This is a genomic window from Phocaeicola faecalis (genome assembly GCF_021730445.1).
In the GTDB taxonomy this organism is placed as follows: domain Bacteria; phylum Bacteroidota; class Bacteroidia; order Bacteroidales; family Bacteroidaceae; genus Phocaeicola; species Phocaeicola faecalis.
In genome coordinates, this window is sequence record NZ_JADNRM010000005.1 from 45673 (window position 1) to 62207 (window position 16535).

General features: G+C 45.4%; 14 protein-coding genes. 5 read left to right on the top strand and 9 right to left on the bottom strand.

Going from position 1 to position 16535, the window contains the following annotated elements; genetic code table 11:
* Positions 1 to 33: 33 nt before the first annotated feature.
* Positions 34 to 801: a UDP-2,3-diacylglucosamine diphosphatase gene (locus IR173_RS07570; RefSeq protein ID WP_237039050.1), complete on the bottom strand. Its 768-nt coding sequence runs from the start codon at positions 799 to 801 to the stop codon at positions 34 to 36.
* A gap of 4 nt (positions 802 to 805) precedes the next feature.
* On the bottom strand, positions 806 to 1126 hold the full coding sequence (locus IR173_RS07575; protein WP_237039051.1) for an iron-sulfur cluster assembly protein: 321 nt from the start codon (positions 1124 to 1126) through the stop codon (positions 806 to 808).
* Between the two features lie 177 nt (positions 1127 to 1303).
* On the opposite strand from IR173_RS07575, the gene IR173_RS07580 reads away from it, so the two are divergent.
* The 4 genes from IR173_RS07580 to IR173_RS07595 all read left to right on the top strand — a co-directional run bounded on the left by IR173_RS07580 (position 1304) and on the right by IR173_RS07595 (position 4099).
* Positions 1304 to 1504, top strand: a complete 201-nt coding sequence (locus IR173_RS07580; RefSeq protein ID WP_237039052.1) for a hypothetical protein — start codon at positions 1304 to 1306, stop codon at positions 1502 to 1504.
* A gap of 12 nt (positions 1505 to 1516) precedes the next feature.
* Positions 1517 to 2083 (top strand): 6-pyruvoyl trahydropterin synthase family protein, encoded by a 567-nt coding sequence (locus IR173_RS07585; RefSeq protein ID WP_237039053.1) that lies wholly within the window; start codon positions 1517 to 1519, stop codon positions 2081 to 2083.
* Between the two features lie 143 nt (positions 2084 to 2226).
* Complete coding sequence (locus IR173_RS07590) at positions 2227 to 2775, top strand: cupin domain-containing protein (RefSeq protein ID WP_237039054.1); 549 nt, start codon at positions 2227 to 2229, stop codon at positions 2773 to 2775.
* Positions 2776 to 2896: 121 nt separating this feature from the next.
* Entirely contained in the window at positions 2897 to 4099 is a 1203-nt protein-coding gene (locus IR173_RS07595) for a glycoside hydrolase family 88 protein (protein ID WP_237039055.1), read from the top strand.
* 74 nt (positions 4100 to 4173) lie between these two features.
* Here the strand turns inward: IR173_RS07595 and radC are convergent, their stop codons facing one another.
* The 3 genes from radC to efp form a co-directional block, all read right to left on the bottom strand.
* Complete coding sequence (radC, locus tag IR173_RS07600) at positions 4174 to 4863, bottom strand: RadC family protein (protein WP_237039056.1); 690 nt, start codon at positions 4861 to 4863, stop codon at positions 4174 to 4176.
* Positions 4863 to 5852, bottom strand: coding sequence for a glycosyltransferase (locus IR173_RS07605; RefSeq protein ID WP_237039057.1), 990 nt, complete (start codon positions 5850 to 5852; stop codon positions 4863 to 4865). Before IR173_RS07605 ends, radC begins: the two co-directional genes overlap by 1 nt.
* An 88-nt stretch (positions 5853 to 5940) precedes the next feature.
* Positions 5941 to 6507, bottom strand: coding sequence for an elongation factor P (gene efp, locus IR173_RS07610; protein ID WP_237039058.1), 567 nt, complete (start codon positions 6505 to 6507; stop codon positions 5941 to 5943).
* Between the two features lie 201 nt (positions 6508 to 6708).
* Between efp and rpmH the strand changes: the two genes are divergently transcribed.
* Entirely contained in the window at positions 6709 to 6864 is a 156-nt protein-coding gene (gene rpmH, locus IR173_RS07615) for a 50S ribosomal protein L34 (RefSeq protein WP_005840676.1), read from the top strand.
* A 58-nt stretch (positions 6865 to 6922) separates the two neighbouring features.
* On the opposite strand, the gene IR173_RS07620 is transcribed toward rpmH, so the two are convergent.
* The 4 genes from IR173_RS07620 to IR173_RS07635 form a co-directional block, all read right to left on the bottom strand.
* Positions 6923 to 8152 (bottom strand): anaerobic sulfatase-maturation protein, encoded by a 1230-nt coding sequence (locus tag IR173_RS07620; RefSeq protein WP_237039059.1) that lies wholly within the window; start codon positions 8150 to 8152, stop codon positions 6923 to 6925.
* Positions 8153 to 9222: 1070 nt separating this feature from the next.
* Positions 9223 to 11130, bottom strand: a complete 1908-nt coding sequence (locus IR173_RS07625; protein ID WP_237039060.1) for an alpha-L-fucosidase — start codon at positions 11128 to 11130, stop codon at positions 9223 to 9225.
* A 440-nt stretch (positions 11131 to 11570) separates the two neighbouring features.
* Positions 11571 to 13436, bottom strand: a complete 1866-nt coding sequence (locus IR173_RS07630; protein WP_237039061.1) for an alpha-L-fucosidase — start codon at positions 13434 to 13436, stop codon at positions 11571 to 11573.
* A gap of 11 nt (positions 13437 to 13447) precedes the next feature.
* The gene (locus tag IR173_RS07635; RefSeq protein WP_237039062.1) at positions 13448 to 16522 is read right to left on the bottom strand and encodes a glycoside hydrolase family 2 TIM barrel-domain containing protein; all 3075 of its coding nucleotides are present in this window, start codon (positions 16520 to 16522) and stop codon (positions 13448 to 13450) included.
* Positions 16523 to 16535 lie beyond the last annotated feature (13 nt).

The following is a 16535-nucleotide window of genomic DNA, read 5'->3' on the forward strand; positions in this document are numbered from 1 at the left end:
GTATAAATTAAAAGGGGGTTATATAATATTCAATCAAGAATACTGACTTTCTCCTTCTATAAACTGCTCTAGGAACATATTTTCACCGTCAAAAACGGCATAAGAGAAGTCTTGTATCCAGTCTCCCAAAATAAGCATGCGCGATGTACGGCTCAGCATCAGGTCAAGCATTATGTGGCGATGGCCGTAAATAAAATAATTAATATCAGGATGGTTCTTAAGGTACTTCTTGGTAAAAAGCACTAAAGGTTCTTTGTCCTCTCCCATATATTCGGGTTCTTTGCCTCCTTCGCGCTTCATGCGACTGTGTTTCGCCCACTCCAATCCCAAGTCCACACTCCAGCGAGGATGTAAAGTAGAAAAAAGACGCTGCAAAGTGGTACTATGAAACATGGAGCGCAACAACTTGAACTTACGGTCGCCATCTCCCAACCCATCACCATGGGCAAGAAAGAACTCTTTACCATAAATTTCACAGGTAAGCGGCTGGCGATGAATAGTCACGCCACATTCCTTTTCCAGATAATCTCCACACCAGATATCATGATTTCCGATAAAGAAGTGGACTTCCACTCCCATATCGGTCAGTTCGGAGATTTTTCCCAAGAAGCGGGTATAGCCTTTCGGCACTACCAACTTGAACTCATACCAAAAGTCGAACATATCTCCCAATAGATACACTGCTGCGGCATTATGCTTGATTCTGTCCAAAAAGTTCACCAAACGGCGTTCCTGTGTCCGTCCGTGCGCTATTGCACGCGACCCCAAATGTGCATCCGAAAGGAAATATATATTCTTCATAATCTTAAAGGAATCCTAATTCAAGTTTTGCTTCTTCACTCATCATGTCCTTATCCCATTCGGGTTCGAACACCAAATTAATGACGGAGGAGTTTACCCCTTCCACCGAATCCACCTTTTGACGCACATCCTCCATAATAAAGTCAGCGGCGGGACAGTTGGGAGCAGTAAGCGTCATATCAATACTTACCTCTCCATTGTCTTCCAGGTCAATCTTGTAGATTAATCCTAAATCGTATATATTAACCGGAATCTCAGGGTCATATACGGTCTTCAACATCGCTATTATTCTCTCTTCTATTTTCAAACGGGTCTCTGCATCCATAATTCTCGTTATTTTAATTGCAAATTTAATGATTTTACAACAGTATACCAAACGTTTCTACATATATCTACAGCAGGCGTTCCGGAAGGCATGCAAACGATGTTCCGCCGCAGTCCAACCCTGAAGAAACGGAATGAAAGAACCAACATGAAGAACCGGGTCAAAGCATAAAAAAACATGGCAGTACAAACATGTATCCATGAGCTGATAAAAGCCTGTTTCAACCTTCGCCAACCGGAAAGCCCAAAGCCGCCCGACAGCTATACGGCTCTTTCTTTCAACGTGATAGACCAAATCTATGAGCTAATAGACAAATCCGATTGCAACAGTCTTGAAAAAGATATAACTTTGCCCACGACAAACAAATTAATTCATTAAAAACACAGTAACATGAGAAGTATTACTACATTTGATTTACAGTATGCCCACAGATTCTACGGTTTCCAGGGCGAGGCACAGTACCTTCACGGACATACAGGTGTCCTGACCATTGAAGTTGAGGATACGGTGAATGCCGGTGTGAACATGGTCTATCCGTGTAATGAAATCCAAAAGGTAGCATGGGATGTTTTAAAAAACTTCGACCACGCTCTGGTTCTTAGAGAAGACGACCCGCTGCTTCCGGCTGTACTTGAGGTATACGAGAAACAGGGAATCAAAAACGGACACCCCCAAAACAAGATGAAGGGAGAGGCGTTCAAGACCACTCTTGCCACCGCATATCCGGATTGTCGCCTGGTAGTGACCAAGGAGACCATGACGGTGGAAGGCATGATCAAGATTGTATATGAGCTGTTGAAGGACAAACTGAACATTGCCAAGATTACCTTTACCAGCGGAGTAAACGCAGGATCGGCTGAGTTTGACACACACAACGACATTGAGCGTTGCCCATTGTGCGGTATCTCGCTGAACGAAGAGGGTGTATGTCCCAAGTGCGGATATAAAAAGAAATAAGTAGTCCGGGACCTGTTCCATCGGAGGGAGTATTCTGAAAAAGGATACCCCCTTTTGACATATGAGCCACACAACCCAGTATTGAATATACCGTTGCAAACGGAACTGAAAACAATAAAAACACACTTAAATCCTGATTGTATATGACAACGACCAACCTTCTTTTTCGTACCGGTACACTGGCCGCCTTTCTTTCCGTGGCAGTGTCTTGCGGACAAAAGCAGACCGAAGCCGGAGCTCCGGCTGCCGAAAACAAAACAGAAAGTACAACTGAAATTGTACTGAAAGATTATGGCAATGCGCCATGCGTGCTGGATATCGAAGCCTATACCGTAGGCAACGACAATTTCCGCACCACCCTGTGGACAGGATTGAACCTGCAAGTGACAGTGATGAGCATTCCGGCGGGCGGAGATATCGGCCTGGAACTCCACTCCGAGATTGACCAGTTCCTCCGCATCGAGCAGGGACAAGGACAAGTGGTTATGGGTGATAGCCGCGACAAGCTTGATTTCGTTCAGGAGGTAAAGGCGGATGAGGCGGTATTTGTTCCCGCCGGCAAATGGCATAACCTGATCAATACAGGCAGCGAACCTATTAAACTATATTCGATTTATGCGCCCGCCGAACATCCGCACGGCACCATTCACCAGACACAGGCCGAGGCAATGGAAGATGAGCACCATCACTGATTTGCCGAATCAGGTTATATAAAAAAACTGAAAGGCAGGAAGTATTCATAACCGAATACTTTTTGCCTTTTAAATTAAAACCGGTATATTTGTCACAAAAACCTAATAATCTATCTCTATTATGAACAAATTATCGTATGGTGTATTATGGGCCGTTACCGTCTTATTGGCCGCCTGTGATGCACAACCCAAACAAGAACCTATCGAAGAGATCATCGACCGCGGCTTGAAGGCTTCGACCGAACAGGCCCTATTAATGGCAAAAGAACTGGAAACACAGGAAGGTCGTCTGCCGAAAACAATCAATAAAGAAGGCAAGCTGGAAACCAGCGATTACAGTTGGTGGTGCAGCGGTTTCTTCCCGGGTGAATTGTGGTATTTATATGAATACAATCCGACCCCGGAAATGAAAAAATATGCAGAAATGTACACCGACCGTGTAGAAGAGGTAAAACATATCACTTACAGCCACGACGTCGGTTTCATGCTATATTGCAGCTACGGCAACGGTTACCGCCTGACCGGAAAACCGGAGTATAAAGACGTGATGCTGACCGGAGTCAATTCACTGGCTACCCGTTATGACGAACGGGTGGGAGCCATCCGTTCCTGGGACTTCAATAAAAAAATCTGGCAGTTCCCGGTCATCATTGACAATATGATGAATCTGGAATTCTTCAGTTGGGCTTCGAAGGCATCCGGTGACGACCGTTTCCGCAAAATGGCCATTTCTCATGCAGACAAGACCATGCTTCACCATTTTCGTGATGACTATAGCTGTTATCATGTAGTTTCCTATGATACGATAACCGGCATGCCGCATAAAAAGCAGACCCATCAGGGAGCGGCTGACGAATCAGCCTGGGCCCGCGGACAGGCTTGGGCTTTGTATGGCTTCACTATGATGTATCGTGAGACAGGCAAAGCAGAGTATTTGACGCATGCCAAACATATTGCCTCATTTATTATGAACCATCCGAATATGCCGGCCGATAAAGTTCCTTATTGGGATTTTGACGCTCCGGGCATTCCCGATGTACCCCGTGATGCCTCCGCCGCTGCAATCATGGCCTCTGCCCTAATAGAACTGAGCCAACTGGACAAGAGTACGGAGGCAAAGAGTTACCTGGACTTTGCAGAACAACAGATTCGTTCGTTAACAAGTCCCGACTATCTGGCTGCAAAAGGTACGAACTGCAATTTTGCCCTGATGCATTCCACCGGCCATTTTCCCGGAAACAGTGAAGTTGATGTTCCCTTGAGCTATGCCGATTATTATTATGTAGAAGCTCTGATGCGTTTAAGAAACCAGCTGAAGAAATAAATTCTTATCACCAACCCGCCTCCATCCGGCCTATGCGCTTGCTGAACCTTCACAAGGCACAGGCCGAGGCGGTTCTATATTCTTCCCTCATCGGCATAACTATAATATTTGCCGTCTGTTAAAATAACATGGTCAATCAACCTTATATTCATTATTTTGGCAGCTTTATCCAACTGTTCGGTCAGGCAATCATCTTCCCTGCTGGGACGCAGACTTCCCGAAGGATGATTATGGCAAAGCGCCATCGACACAGCACGCTTCATCAATGCCTCTCGCAAGATACAACGAATATCCACAGCAGTGGCAGCCAGTCCACCGGCACTTATTTTCACCCTGTCTATTACTTTTGAGGCTTGATTGAGCAACAACACCCAACATTCTTCCGTAGGCAAATCGCACATCAAAGGATAAAAATATTGATAAACATCACAAGAACTGAGTATCCTTTTCCGCTCCTTCACCTCTTCTTCCTTACGTCGCTTCCCCAGTTCGGAAGCAGCAAGAATACTGATGGCTTTAGCCGGACCTATTCCCTTATAATGGCACAAATCATCAATACTGCATTTGCCCAACTCGTTCAAATTATTATGATAGTCACCCAATATCTTCCGCATCAGTTCCACGGCCGAGTCTTCCGTATTTCCCGAACCTATCAGAATAGCCAATAATTCGGCATTGGAAAGCGCAGCCACCCCATGATGAGCCATCTTTTCACGCGGCCGGTCCTCCTCCGCCCAACGGTTTATAGCCAGTTTCTCCCCCATTATTTATAAAAGTTCTTTTCAAACGCCGCAAACTCGTCTTTCTTCAGCACACAACGCTTCCACCATGCCCGTAAAAAACCCGTTCCGTATCCAGTCAACTGAATGAACGAAGCCACAATAGAAAGCAATCCTATTTTCAAGCTCCTATTTTGCAATGTCGAGTCAATACATATAATGACAGCAAAGAGCAAAAGTAACGACAAACTCCATGCACAGACCAACGAACCCAATAATAAAAACAGTACCCCCAATGTAAAGACTGCCGGTAACAAATGTACTATTTTCAATGATTCCGGATATTTTTTATACAGATTGATGCGTGCAATACCCGAGTTATGCACCTGTTTGAAGAATTTCTTCAAGTCCGTACGGCGTTTGTGCCACACCCATGCCTCGGGAAACAACCGGCAGGCATAACCTCCCTTGAATATCCGGATGCTGAAATCAATATCCTCTCCAAAACGCATTTTGGAGAAGCCGCCCAACGCTTTATATACTTCCGCCCGCACTCCCATATTGAAACTGCGCGGATAGAACTTGTCCATTTTCTTTTTGCCACCGCGAATACCTCCGGTCGTAAAGAATGAAGTCATGGCATAGTTGATAGCCTTCTGCACATCGGAAAACGACTCATGTGCACGGTCGGGTCCCCCGAAAGCATCCGCCCTTTCCCTTTGCAACTCTGCTCCGACCGCCGCCAGATAACCTTCGGGCAATATACAATCGGAATCCAGAATAATAAGATATTCCCCATTACTGCGCTCGGAGCCATAATTACGAGTTTGTCCCGGCCCGGAATTAGGCTTATTATAATAATGTATATCCAAACAATCGGCATAACGCTCCACCACCTCTTTACAAGGAACAGACGAGCCGTCCTCCACCACTATCACTTCAAAGTCCTTCTCCGTCTGCCGCGTGAGACTTTCCAGCAACTCATCCACTTCATCCGGACGATTATAAACCGGTATAATAAAAGAATATCTCATAAACTGCTATCATTTTGTCGTACAAAGGAACACAAAAAAGGCGGAGCTTGCAACAAGTTCCGCCTTTTTATATACTGGTTTACAGAGATTATGCTTTCACACGACCCACGTATGAACCGTCACGAGTATCGATTTCGATTGTTTCACCTTCATTGATGAACAAAGGAACGCGAACCGTTGCACCCGATTCCACTGTAGCAGGTTTCAATGTATTTGTAGCTGTATCACCCTTCAATCCCGGTTCTGTATAAGTAATCTTCATCTGTACTTTAACAGGAACATCAGCAAAAAGAACCGTTTCGGTAGAAGCGTCAGAAACTACATCTACCACCATTCCTTCCAGCAGGAAGTCCACACCGTTAATCAAATCGTGAGCGATAGGAATTTGGTCGAATGTTTCCTGATTCATAAACTGATAGTTGTCCCCATCATGATAAAGAAACTGATGCGGACGACGTTCCACACGTACATCTTCCAGTTTTTCACCGATATTGAAACGACGTTCCAGGACGTAACCATTAACTACATCTTTCAATTTAGTACGCATGAACGTATTACCTTTTCCCGGTTTTACATGCAGGAAGTCAATACAGAAATACAACTTGCCGTCCATACGGATAGCAGTTCCGATTTTAATGTCTTGAGCATTAATCATACTTTTCTTTGCTTATATTTGATTATTATTTCAGATTATATTCACTTACGGTCGTGATTTCGGGTGCAAAAGTAATGTAAATCAAGAAAAAACGCAAAAAGAAATCACTAAAAATGAGTTATCTCTTTGTTTATTTCAAAAAAGTCACTAATTTTGCAGCCCGTTACAGCGTGAATAATAACATAAAAATAAGTATATACAATGAAAAGAACATTCCAACCCTCTAACAGAAAGAGAAAAAACAAACACGGATTCCGTGAAAGAATGGCAACTGCTAATGGCCGTCGCGTATTGGCGAGCCGTCGTGCAAAAGGTCGTAAGAAATTAACTGTATCTGATGAATACAACGGAAAATAATTCATCTGACCGGAGAAAATAAAAGGAGTAAAGTGAATCACTTTACTCCTTTTATTTTTTATTCATTCTCGCGTATCCAGTCCATCACGTTTGCCGGGGCACGCTCTGCCAACAGTTCTTTTTTCATGAAATCCATATAGGGAGCTACATGGTCAAAGAATTTATAATATCCTTTGCACAGATAGTTCAGTCCCGGTTCTCCGTCCTCCGTCACAGCAAAGCGGTTCTTGGGACATTCGCCGTGGCAGGCAAACTCATATTGGCAATTCAGACATTGCTGCGGCAGGCTGTTGTGCTTCATGGCCCCAAATGCTTCCTGTTCCTTGCTATACATCATCTCTACCAACGTCTTTTGATAGATATTTCCCAATTTATATTCAGGAAATACAAAATGGTCGCACGAATAAACATCCCCATTAAATTCCATCACGGCAGCATGGCCGCAATATTTTGCCATCGAACAGACCCCCGGCTGCTGTCCTACCCAGTTGGCCAGTGTGGAATCAAATATCTGAATAAAGTAATTTCCTACATCCTTCTTCACCCATTCATCAAAAATGGTACAGAGAAATGTCCCCCATTGCTCGGGCGAGACAGTGAAAGGCGCCAATTCTCCGTCTTTTTGTTTCAAAGAAGAGAGTTTCAGTCCGTCCGTACGTTTGGAGAGACGCTCCACGATAGGAGTAAACTGAATATAATGACAATCAAGCTCATCGCGGAAAAAGCGATAGAACTCCAAAGGGTAATCGGCGTTGTAGTCATTCACTACCGCCATGGCATTCCATTCCACCCCATGTTTTTTCAACAAGTTAATGCCACGCATCACCTTCACAAAAGAAGGCTGTCCCATCTTATTCTTCCGATATTCGTCATGAAACTCTTGCGGACCATCAATAGAGATGCCTACCAGAAAATTGTTCTCGCGAAAGAACTCACACCATTCATCGGTCAGCAGTGTACCGTTGGTCTGGATGCAATTATCAATCGTACGGCCTCCGGCATATTTCTTTTGAAGCTCCATCGCCTTTTTATAAAAGGACAAAGGACGCATCAGGGTTTCCCCTCCATGCCAAGTAAACAGCACTTGAGGCATGGTTTGCGATTCAATATATTCCTTTATGAACTTCTCAAGCAGCTCGTCACTCATCACATGGCGAGGTTGTTCTTCATATAACTTTGCTTTTTCCAGGTAATAACAATAGTCGCAAGCCAGATTGCAGACTGCGCCCACAGGCTTGGTCATCACATAAAGCGGCTTTGCAAAAGGGGTTATGGTTGCTTCTTTCATCAGTCTTTCATTTATATCTTAGCGTTCATGTTACAAAGATAAATCTATTTTTCAATCAACAGAGGAGAAAATGCAATTTTCGACATGAAATTCATAACGACCTTCCATCTACTCATATTACATAAAAGTCTTTGAGATAGTGCTAAAGTCTGCCTATAGCATATACAACTCTATATTTTTTTCACCCTACAAGCAGAAATATGTTTCTTCCTTCCTCCTTTCATTAGTCGTTGAAACGCCCTGTTGATGAGGCTTCCGGTAGTGAAGGGACATCCCGTCACCGTCCTTTCAGCCTCCTTTCACTTGTGAAACTTCTTCCAGCTTTTTAACTTTTTCGATAACGCTTTCATTTTCTGTAGGGGCAGACTGAAAAGATGTATAGAAAATACACAGGGAATCGCTGAAGGCAGATTGTGAAGGGACTTGGAAAGCACGGCTGAAGGGAGGATGAAGGGATGTGCTGTCATCTTTAACCATCTGATAGCCAGCGCACTTTGATTAAAATGTAAGGATGAACGGAGAAGAGGGAATGACCGGTCTAATGAGGGACTACTCCCATCTGCCCCTACATGAAAAACACACCGAGCTTTTTGAAAAAGATGGTGAAGTTTAAAAAAAACACACCGAGCTTTTCTGAAAACTTCAAGGTCTTTTTGTATCCTTCAGCATGTACGTATGCATCGGGCTACACATACGGTGGCATAGGCCTGCACGTATATACGCATAAGCTCACACGTATATACGTATCGGGCTACACGGACGTACGCATCAGCCTACACATATATCGCTGCTGCCGACGACAAAAAAGGAGAAGGATGGGACGTTTGTTTTCCAATATGCCGGCTAGATTATGAGGGGCCATCGCCAGATACTCGATGCGTAAACCAAAACAAAATGAGAGCATAAGAATATATGATACACCAACCCTATATTCTCCACAAAATTCGGAATAAAACTTCTCTCCCTCTTAGTGGAAGGTTAGAATAATACCTGTTGATGCCTGTATTTTGTGTTACTGTATACGACTGGGTATTCAGCAAGTTAGTGACCGAACTCTCATAATTAAATACTTATTCTTGTTCCAACACCAAGCGGACAGGACGCATAAATTCCTTTCCCTGATGCGAAATGCCGTGCAATGAAATGGTATGTTGACCGGCTTTTAACGAAACGGTCCCTAACCGGAGCCTAGCCACTTTATTTGCGGAGCAACCCTCATACTCAAAAGGATAATTCTTTCCCGCAATTCTCAATTCCATCTTTCCTGCATCTCCGCTTCCTGTACCCGTGTACTCCAACGTAAGATTATAATTGGCGGAACGAAGGCTCTTTATCTCCCATGACAGTGTTTCATCCGATTTTGTCCAGTTGGAGATATAGTTACGCAACACTTTACCATCGCCATGCTGAAAGTTGCCACTATTCATATCGGCCTCAAAAGCAGGCAGTTCATTCACCATTCCCGGATGAAGCAATCGCTGTGACGAAGGACGTATATCACCCGACTTGCGAAGCACTACTACCGTATCCATACAGGCCACCTCCGCTTCCGGCAGTTTTATTTTCCACTCGGATGCACTCATGCGGTGCACCTTGACCGGATGTCCCGAAGCCAGGAAACGAGCCTCATTCAAACGGACACCTTCCAGACCGTTTACCAACAGGATGCCATCTTTAGGATAGTGAAAGATATGCAAAAAGAGCGAGTCACCTTTCAGGGTAGTTTCTCCCCATGACTGGGAAGGCAAGCCCGAAGCAACCGTACCATATAAGCTTGAACCACTATGCTGCATCCATCGACCAATACCCTTCAATATCTGTATATCCACATCGTCAATCGCTCCATCACCTTTCGGCCCGACATTCATTAATAAGTTTCCTCCTCGTGCAGCAGCAGATGCCAACAGACGGATGAAATGACTCACCGGTTTGTGCGAACGGTCGTTGGCATTGTATCCATACGAATCGTTGGTAGTCGGAATCGATTCCCATGCACCGGGAGTAGGGAAAAAGTAAGCAGCCCGGTCACCGGTATTGGTATAATCCCCATACTGACGGTCGCCATTGCGTGCCAACCGTCCGTTAATGACTACATCGGGGGCTATTTTGCGCAGATACTGCAATATGCGTAAGTTCTCAGCCAACGGCAACTTATGAGGAGTATCAAACCAAAGGATATCAGGATGATAGCGGTGCACCAATTCTGCCAATTGGGGCAAACACTTTTCATTGACATATCTGCGGGCCACCGGTAAGAACTGGGGATAATTAATCCACCATTCCGCGCCGTGGAGCAGCTTGTCTCCACCCGGATTATCATACATCCAATCGTTTCCCGGAGCATCCTGATGTTCCCAATCAAACGCATGCGAGTAATAAAATCCGAATTTAATGCCATAACGCCGCGCCGCATCCGCCAACTCCTTCATCGGGTCACCTTTCATTTTTGTCATTCGGATATCATAAGGATACACATCGCTCGGAAACATGGCAAATCCATCATGGTGCTTGGCGGTAATTATGAAATAACGCATTCCGGCTTCATAAGCTAACCGCATCCATTCGTCCGCATCAAAAGAAACCGGGTCAAACGGACGGACCAGTGAATCGGTATACTCTTCAAGTGTTATTTTTTCACGGCGCATTAAATGTTCCGAATATCCCAGCAGTTTCTTTCCTTTCCATGTGCCTCCGGCCTTTGCATATACCCCCCAATGCACAAAACAACCAAACTTGGCTTCATTGAACCATTTCATACGTTCGGCACGTGTGGAATCGCCAAGGCGCCACCAACCGTTCAGTGCCTCTTCCTCCGCACGCTCGTTCAGACCGACCGCCGAATAGACACTCTCCAAACCTTGTTCATCACCCGAATTATTTTGCGCACTGACTGTTTGCAATCCTACCCCGAAACACATAGTCACCATCCATGTAAAGACACAGGCTGCCTGTTTCACGTATTGTTTATTCCGATTCATAAATTCCATTATCAGATATAAGGTTATTATAAGTAACTCACATTAACGAGAGCAAAGTTATGCCCCTTTCTGATAATATATAGTATAAAATCATCCGAAATAAAAAGAATATTTTCCACATTTAGTGTGTAAGGAATTACCGACGGAGGGGATAAGCAGCTAATAATAAAACATTTGGGGAGATAATGAGGCCAACGTAGTTGCCAAATCGTCTGCCGTGGGAGTGTGTCAAAACTAAACCAGCCTATCCAATCGTCAGCTGTAGGGGCAGGGTTTGCCTGCCCGAAGACACAAAACAAACTGTTTTCGGGCGAGCGAACCTCGCCCCTACAAACTAAACGACAGCATTATCCACGTTTTGACACAACCCCCACTGCAAAACGATAATGAGAATCACTTTCGGCCACAGCCAAAAGGATATAAAGAAGTTATGTTTCCGTTTATTTCAACAAGACTCCAACCTCGCCAACGGTTGTTGCCGGCTTGTTGTTTATCTCGGCAGTCGGCTCCAGTTTAAAGTAGCGTGCCGGATATTTCTTACCGAACCGGACAAAATAAGGAACAGGATTGTGCATGATGTTGCTGAATTCTCCACTGGCATCACACTTCGTCCAGTTCTTTCCATCGGTACTGACATAGAAGTTATACTTATAAATCGTTCCCGTAAGGTCTTCTTTTTGTGCAGGTGCATAGCTGAAACCGATTATCTCCGATTCTTTACCCATATCCACTACCAAAGGAGTTAGAGCATTGGCAGTCCATGCTGTTTGGGAATCTCCGTCGATAGCATTAGCCGCTTCCGCCGGCATTCCCACCGTTTTCCAATCTTTCACCGAGACATCACTTAATTTCACTTTCGCATTCTTTTCTGTCAAAGGCTGTGCATAATAAAGACCGATGTTGGAAATATTGGCTGTCCCGCGAGCAGCATTTACGGTCACTCTCAACTTTTCCGCTTTGCTGTCGGAGAAGCGTACAAGACGTTTATAGCCAACCGTCGTTCCTTCTGCCACATGACGCCACGCACCATTGGTAAACACCTCAATCGTAAAATCTTCTATACGCTGTCCCTTGGAGATATCTTCCTGAATGAGGAATGTATTGACCAAAGCATCTTTTTTCAGTTTATACACTTTAGACTCACCGGCTTTGGCTGTCCATGCGGCATTACCCTTTTCCACCTGATTGTCGGCAAATATTTTTTTGACATAAGCAGCCAGTTCCTTGATGCGGTTGGCATCATTCTCGTGAATCAAGCCGCGTCTGTCGGGAGGGATATTCAGCAACAGTACAGAGTTATAGCCCACCGACTTGAAATAAATATCAGTCAGATGCGCCAATGATTTTACCTGATTATCCTGCTCGGCATGGTAGAACCATCCCGGACGGATAGACACATCCACTTCCGACGGATACCAATACAAAGTCGGAGCCTTCTCTAATAAAGCACGGCTTCCCAAGTCTTTTCCGGTTCCTTTAATGCCCAACTTGGCATAACTTTCGTCGGCGCCCGCATAAGAATGGGGCATAAGAGCTGTAGCGCTCCACTCGGTTTCACGCCCGATACCGCGTTCGTTGCCCACCCAACGGACGTCATCACCCATAATGGCTGTCACAGCTTTCGGTTGCAGACGGCGGATGGTTTTCAAGATGGCATCCCAATCATAAATCTGCTTCTTGCCGTTAGGACCTTCTCCGTTCGCACCGTCAAACCAAACCTCGTGCACTTCTCCGTAATTGGTCAGAAGCTCGGTGAGCTGTTCGATAAAGAATTTATTGTATGCGGGAGAATCGCCATAACATTCGGCATTACGATCCCACGGAGAGAGGTAAACACCAAACTTAATGCCGTACTTGTCGCAGGCATTGCGCAACTCACGGACGACGTCTCCTTTTCCATTCTTCCACGGAGAATTGGCTACGGAATGTTTAGTTGTCTTGGTAGGCCAAAGACAGAAACCATCATGATGCTTGGCCGTAATAATCGCCATTTTGAAGCCGCCTTCTTTCAGTGAGCGCACCCATTGCTCACAGTCCAGTTCGGTGGGATTGAAGATAGCCGGGTCTTCTTTTCCGCTTCCCCATTCATTGCCGGTAAACGTATTGATACCAAAATGGAGGAAAGCGGTAAACTCCATTTGTTGCCACGCCAACTGTTGCGGAGTGGGCACCAGGCGAGAAGCCATATCTACTTTCTGTTCCAAGGTCGCCCCGGCAGGGAAGGTCACTTGCTTCTCATAATACTCCTGAGCTTGTGCACCTAAAAAGGCACAAACCAAAGCTGCGGTCAGAATTGTTTTTCTCATGTGTCTTGTTTTTATTTTGTTAAAGGGCGAATCATAAATTCAAATGTATGTTTTTGCACCGGGACAAGGTATTGAGGCAGCACACCCGGCCCGCAAGTAGCGGTACCCACTCCCGACTGTTCTGCATCGAGATGAACGGTTACGACACCTGTCCGTTGCAGTTCATTGATGTGGGTTGCTTTGTCCACATTCATGTCCGTGAAAGGAATGACGCTGAACTGAAAATGCTTGTCCGAACGGAAAGCCAATCCGTTACCCGCTTCATCCGTCAGGTTCATCCAACGTACATCCGTGCGATTTCCTGTTGCCTGCGGTTTTACATAATAATGGAACATACGCTCTGCATCTGTATGATAAATACCAATACGTCCCGACTGGTTACGGTCTGCATAAGTTTCGTGCTCACCGCGTCCCAAATATGAAACCTGGTTATAAGTATCCGACATTTCAAAAGCCAGACCGACTCTCGCCAACGAGGTAACAACGGCTGTATCAGGAACAAACGTTGTCTTCACTTCCAGCGTACCGTCCTTTTTCAGCGCATACAGGAAGTCGGCAGTACCCACTTTACGGCCTTCGGCATTCAACAGCTCCACTTTGGCTTTGCCGCCTTTTGCAGACGATTCGACAAAGGTTGCCTTTTGAACCAGATTGTCCAAGCCCGCTTTTTTCCAGGCCCGTGCGCCACCTGTTCTCTCACGGTTGTCATTATCTGTGACAGGACGATAAAGACTCAGCACAACGGGAGATGCCAGCATTTCCTTACCATTATAAATATAAGAGCGCAATGCGCCTGTTTGCCGGTCAATATCCCACTTCACTTCTCCTTCCGGTTTGGGAGCTTGCGCATGGAAACTCTTGTTGGCAGGCAAGACAAACTGGTCATAAGCCACTTCAAAATCTGTACCGATAAATGGTTGGGGCGTATCAGGCGTCCAACTCAGATTAAGATAAGCTTCACGGATATCCGACGGCAGCTCTATACGTCCCAAAGCAAAATCAGCGGTTGCGTGGGGAGCACAGTCTATTTTGTGAGTACCTTCTTTGATAACGGTTCCATTATCACCTACCACCTGCCAATGCAGCGTATATGCATTCAGATTGGTGAAGTCATACCAATTCTTTACCTTCAATGCAAGGTTGCGCCGGTCTGTCAGTGCCGACTTGATATACTGATAGTCTTTCTTCACCTCAATCAGATGAGGATGCGGTTCGCGAACGGCATTCACCAGTCCGTTACAACAGAAATTGCCGAAACTGGGTACCCCTTCGGGACCATAATCGCCTCCATAGCTCCAATACCATTTACCGTTTTCATCTATCTCGCGGAACGACTGGTCTACCCAATCCCAAATACAGCCGCCCTGTACAATAGGTTCAGACTCAAATACATCCATATATTCTTTCAGTCCGCCACCGCTGTTACCCATTGCATGCAGATACTCGGTCATTATAAAGGGACGGTAAACTTTCGGTTCTGTCTGGCGTGCATACGCTCTGAGTACGTCCACACCGCGATACATACGGCAGTAAATGTCCGTATTGTAATTCTGCTCCGCGCGTTCATACTGTATCGGACGAGATTGCTCTATAGACTTCATCCAATCATAAGTACGTTCAAAGTTGATACCGTTTCCGGCTTCATTACCCAATGACCAAATCACAATGGCAGGATGGTTCTTTGAGCGTTCATACATACGCTGTATACGATCCATGTGAGCCGGCAGCCAGGTAGAGTCTTTTGCCAAAGATGCCGCACCGTACCCCATACCGTGAGATTCGATATTCGCCTCATCAATCATATACAGTCCGTAACGGTCGCACAACTGATACCAATAGGGATGAGTGGGATAGTGAGAATTACGGACAGTATTGATATTATGCTGTTTCATCAGTTTGATATCTTCTTCCATCAGTTCTTTGCTCACAGTACGCCCCAATTGGGAATGCTCATGGCGATTGGTTCCCTTTACCAGCACAGGCACACCGTTGATGCAGAACCGTCCGTCCTTTATCTCGGACGTACGGAAACCGACCGCACATCCGGTCAGCTCGGAAATTTTTCCATCGGTGTCCTTCAGCTCCAAAACCAACGTATAAAGATGGGGGTGCTCTGCACTCCAAGGTTTTACATCAGGTATCCGTTGTTCTTCAAAAGCAATGAAGTTGCTAAGGCCTCTCGACTTAATCGGTTGCTCACCCTTCAGTACGGTTTTTCCCGCAGCATCCTCCAAGCGGTAAGACAAGGAAGAGACTGAAGCAGACGGCCCCTCAACAGTCGCTTCCACCCCGAATATACCTTCTTTATAATCTTTCTTATCCAAAGAAGAAATCACTTTATAGTCCGAAATATATTGTTTGGGAGTGCTGTAAAGATATACATCCCGCTCAATGCCGCTCAGCCGCCACATATCCTGACACTCCAGATAAGAACCTGCACTCCAACGGTATACTTCCAACGCAACCGTATTCTCGCCCTCCTGCAACTTGTCCGTAATATCCCATTCTGCAGGAGTCTTCGAACCCTGGTTATAGCCAAGCAGATGACCGTTCACCCAAATATAATAAAAAGAGATTACCCCTTCGCAGCAAATTACCACCCGGCGGTCTTTCCAGTCTGCCGGTATGCTGAATGTGCGACGGTAAGAGCCGACTTCATTTTCCTCATAAGGCACCAATGGAGGATTCTTTTTGAAATGGAACATTTTGTCATCGAACTCATAAGTCTCGTTGACATAAATGGCTGTTCCATAGCCTTGTCGTTCCCAGTTGCCCGGCACACTGATTTCCGCCCAGCCTCCGTCATAGAAAGAAGGCTTATAAAAATCTTTCGGACGGTTGTCGGGGTTCTTCACCCAATGAAATTTCCATTTTCCATTCAGACTCATATAATAAGGAGAATCCTCATAATTTCCGTTCCGCACATCGGCTGCATTTTTATAAGGCCATACATACGAATGTGGAGCCAGTTTATTCAGCCCGACAGCATACTGACTCTGCCATTCGGGTTGTTGCTGTGCCATCATGGGAAGACACCATACGAAAGCCCAAAGGCCCAGTAGGGTTTCTGTTATTCGCTTCTTCATCGTTCTAAGTATT

What these genes read in the sequence shown, in the direction of transcription:
- IR173_RS07580 (WP_237039052.1), top strand. Translation starts at nt 1,304, where the DNA reads ATGGCAGTACAAACATGTATCCATGAGCTGATAAAAGCCTGTTTCAAC.
- IR173_RS07590 (WP_237039054.1), top strand. Translation starts at nt 2,227, where the DNA reads ATGACAACGACCAACCTTCTTTTTCGTACCGGTACACTGGCCGCCTTT.
- IR173_RS07595 (WP_237039055.1), top strand. Translation starts at nt 2,897, where the DNA reads ATGAACAAATTATCGTATGGTGTATTATGGGCCGTTACCGTCTTATTG.
- IR173_RS07585 (WP_237039053.1), top strand. Translation starts at nt 1,517, where the DNA reads ATGAGAAGTATTACTACATTTGATTTACAGTATGCCCACAGATTCTAC.
- radC (WP_237039056.1), bottom strand. Translation starts at nt 4,863, where the DNA reads ATGGGGGAGAAACTGGCTATAAACCGTTGGGCGGAGGAGGACCGGCCG.
- IR173_RS07625 (WP_237039060.1), bottom strand. Translation starts at nt 11,130, where the DNA reads ATGAATCGGAATAAACAATACGTGAAACAGGCAGCCTGTGTCTTTACA.
- efp (WP_237039058.1), bottom strand. Translation starts at nt 6,507, where the DNA reads ATGATTAATGCTCAAGACATTAAAATCGGAACTGCTATCCGTATGGAC.
- IR173_RS07630 (WP_237039061.1), bottom strand. Translation starts at nt 13,436, where the DNA reads ATGAGAAAAACAATTCTGACCGCAGCTTTGGTTTGTGCCTTTTTAGGT.
- IR173_RS07620 (WP_237039059.1), bottom strand. Translation starts at nt 8,152, where the DNA reads ATGAAAGAAGCAACCATAACCCCTTTTGCAAAGCCGCTTTATGTGATG.
- IR173_RS07605 (WP_237039057.1), bottom strand. Translation starts at nt 5,852, where the DNA reads ATGAGATATTCTTTTATTATACCGGTTTATAATCGTCCGGATGAAGTG.
- IR173_RS07575 (WP_237039051.1), bottom strand. Translation starts at nt 1,126, where the DNA reads ATGGATGCAGAGACCCGTTTGAAAATAGAAGAGAGAATAATAGCGATG.
- IR173_RS07570 (WP_237039050.1), bottom strand. Translation starts at nt 801, where the DNA reads ATGAAGAATATATATTTCCTTTCGGATGCACATTTGGGGTCGCGTGCA.
- rpmH (WP_005840676.1), top strand. Translation starts at nt 6,709, where the DNA reads ATGAAAAGAACATTCCAACCCTCTAACAGAAAGAGAAAAAACAAACAC.
- IR173_RS07635 (WP_237039062.1), bottom strand. Translation starts at nt 16,522, where the DNA reads ATGAAGAAGCGAATAACAGAAACCCTACTGGGCCTTTGGGCTTTCGTA.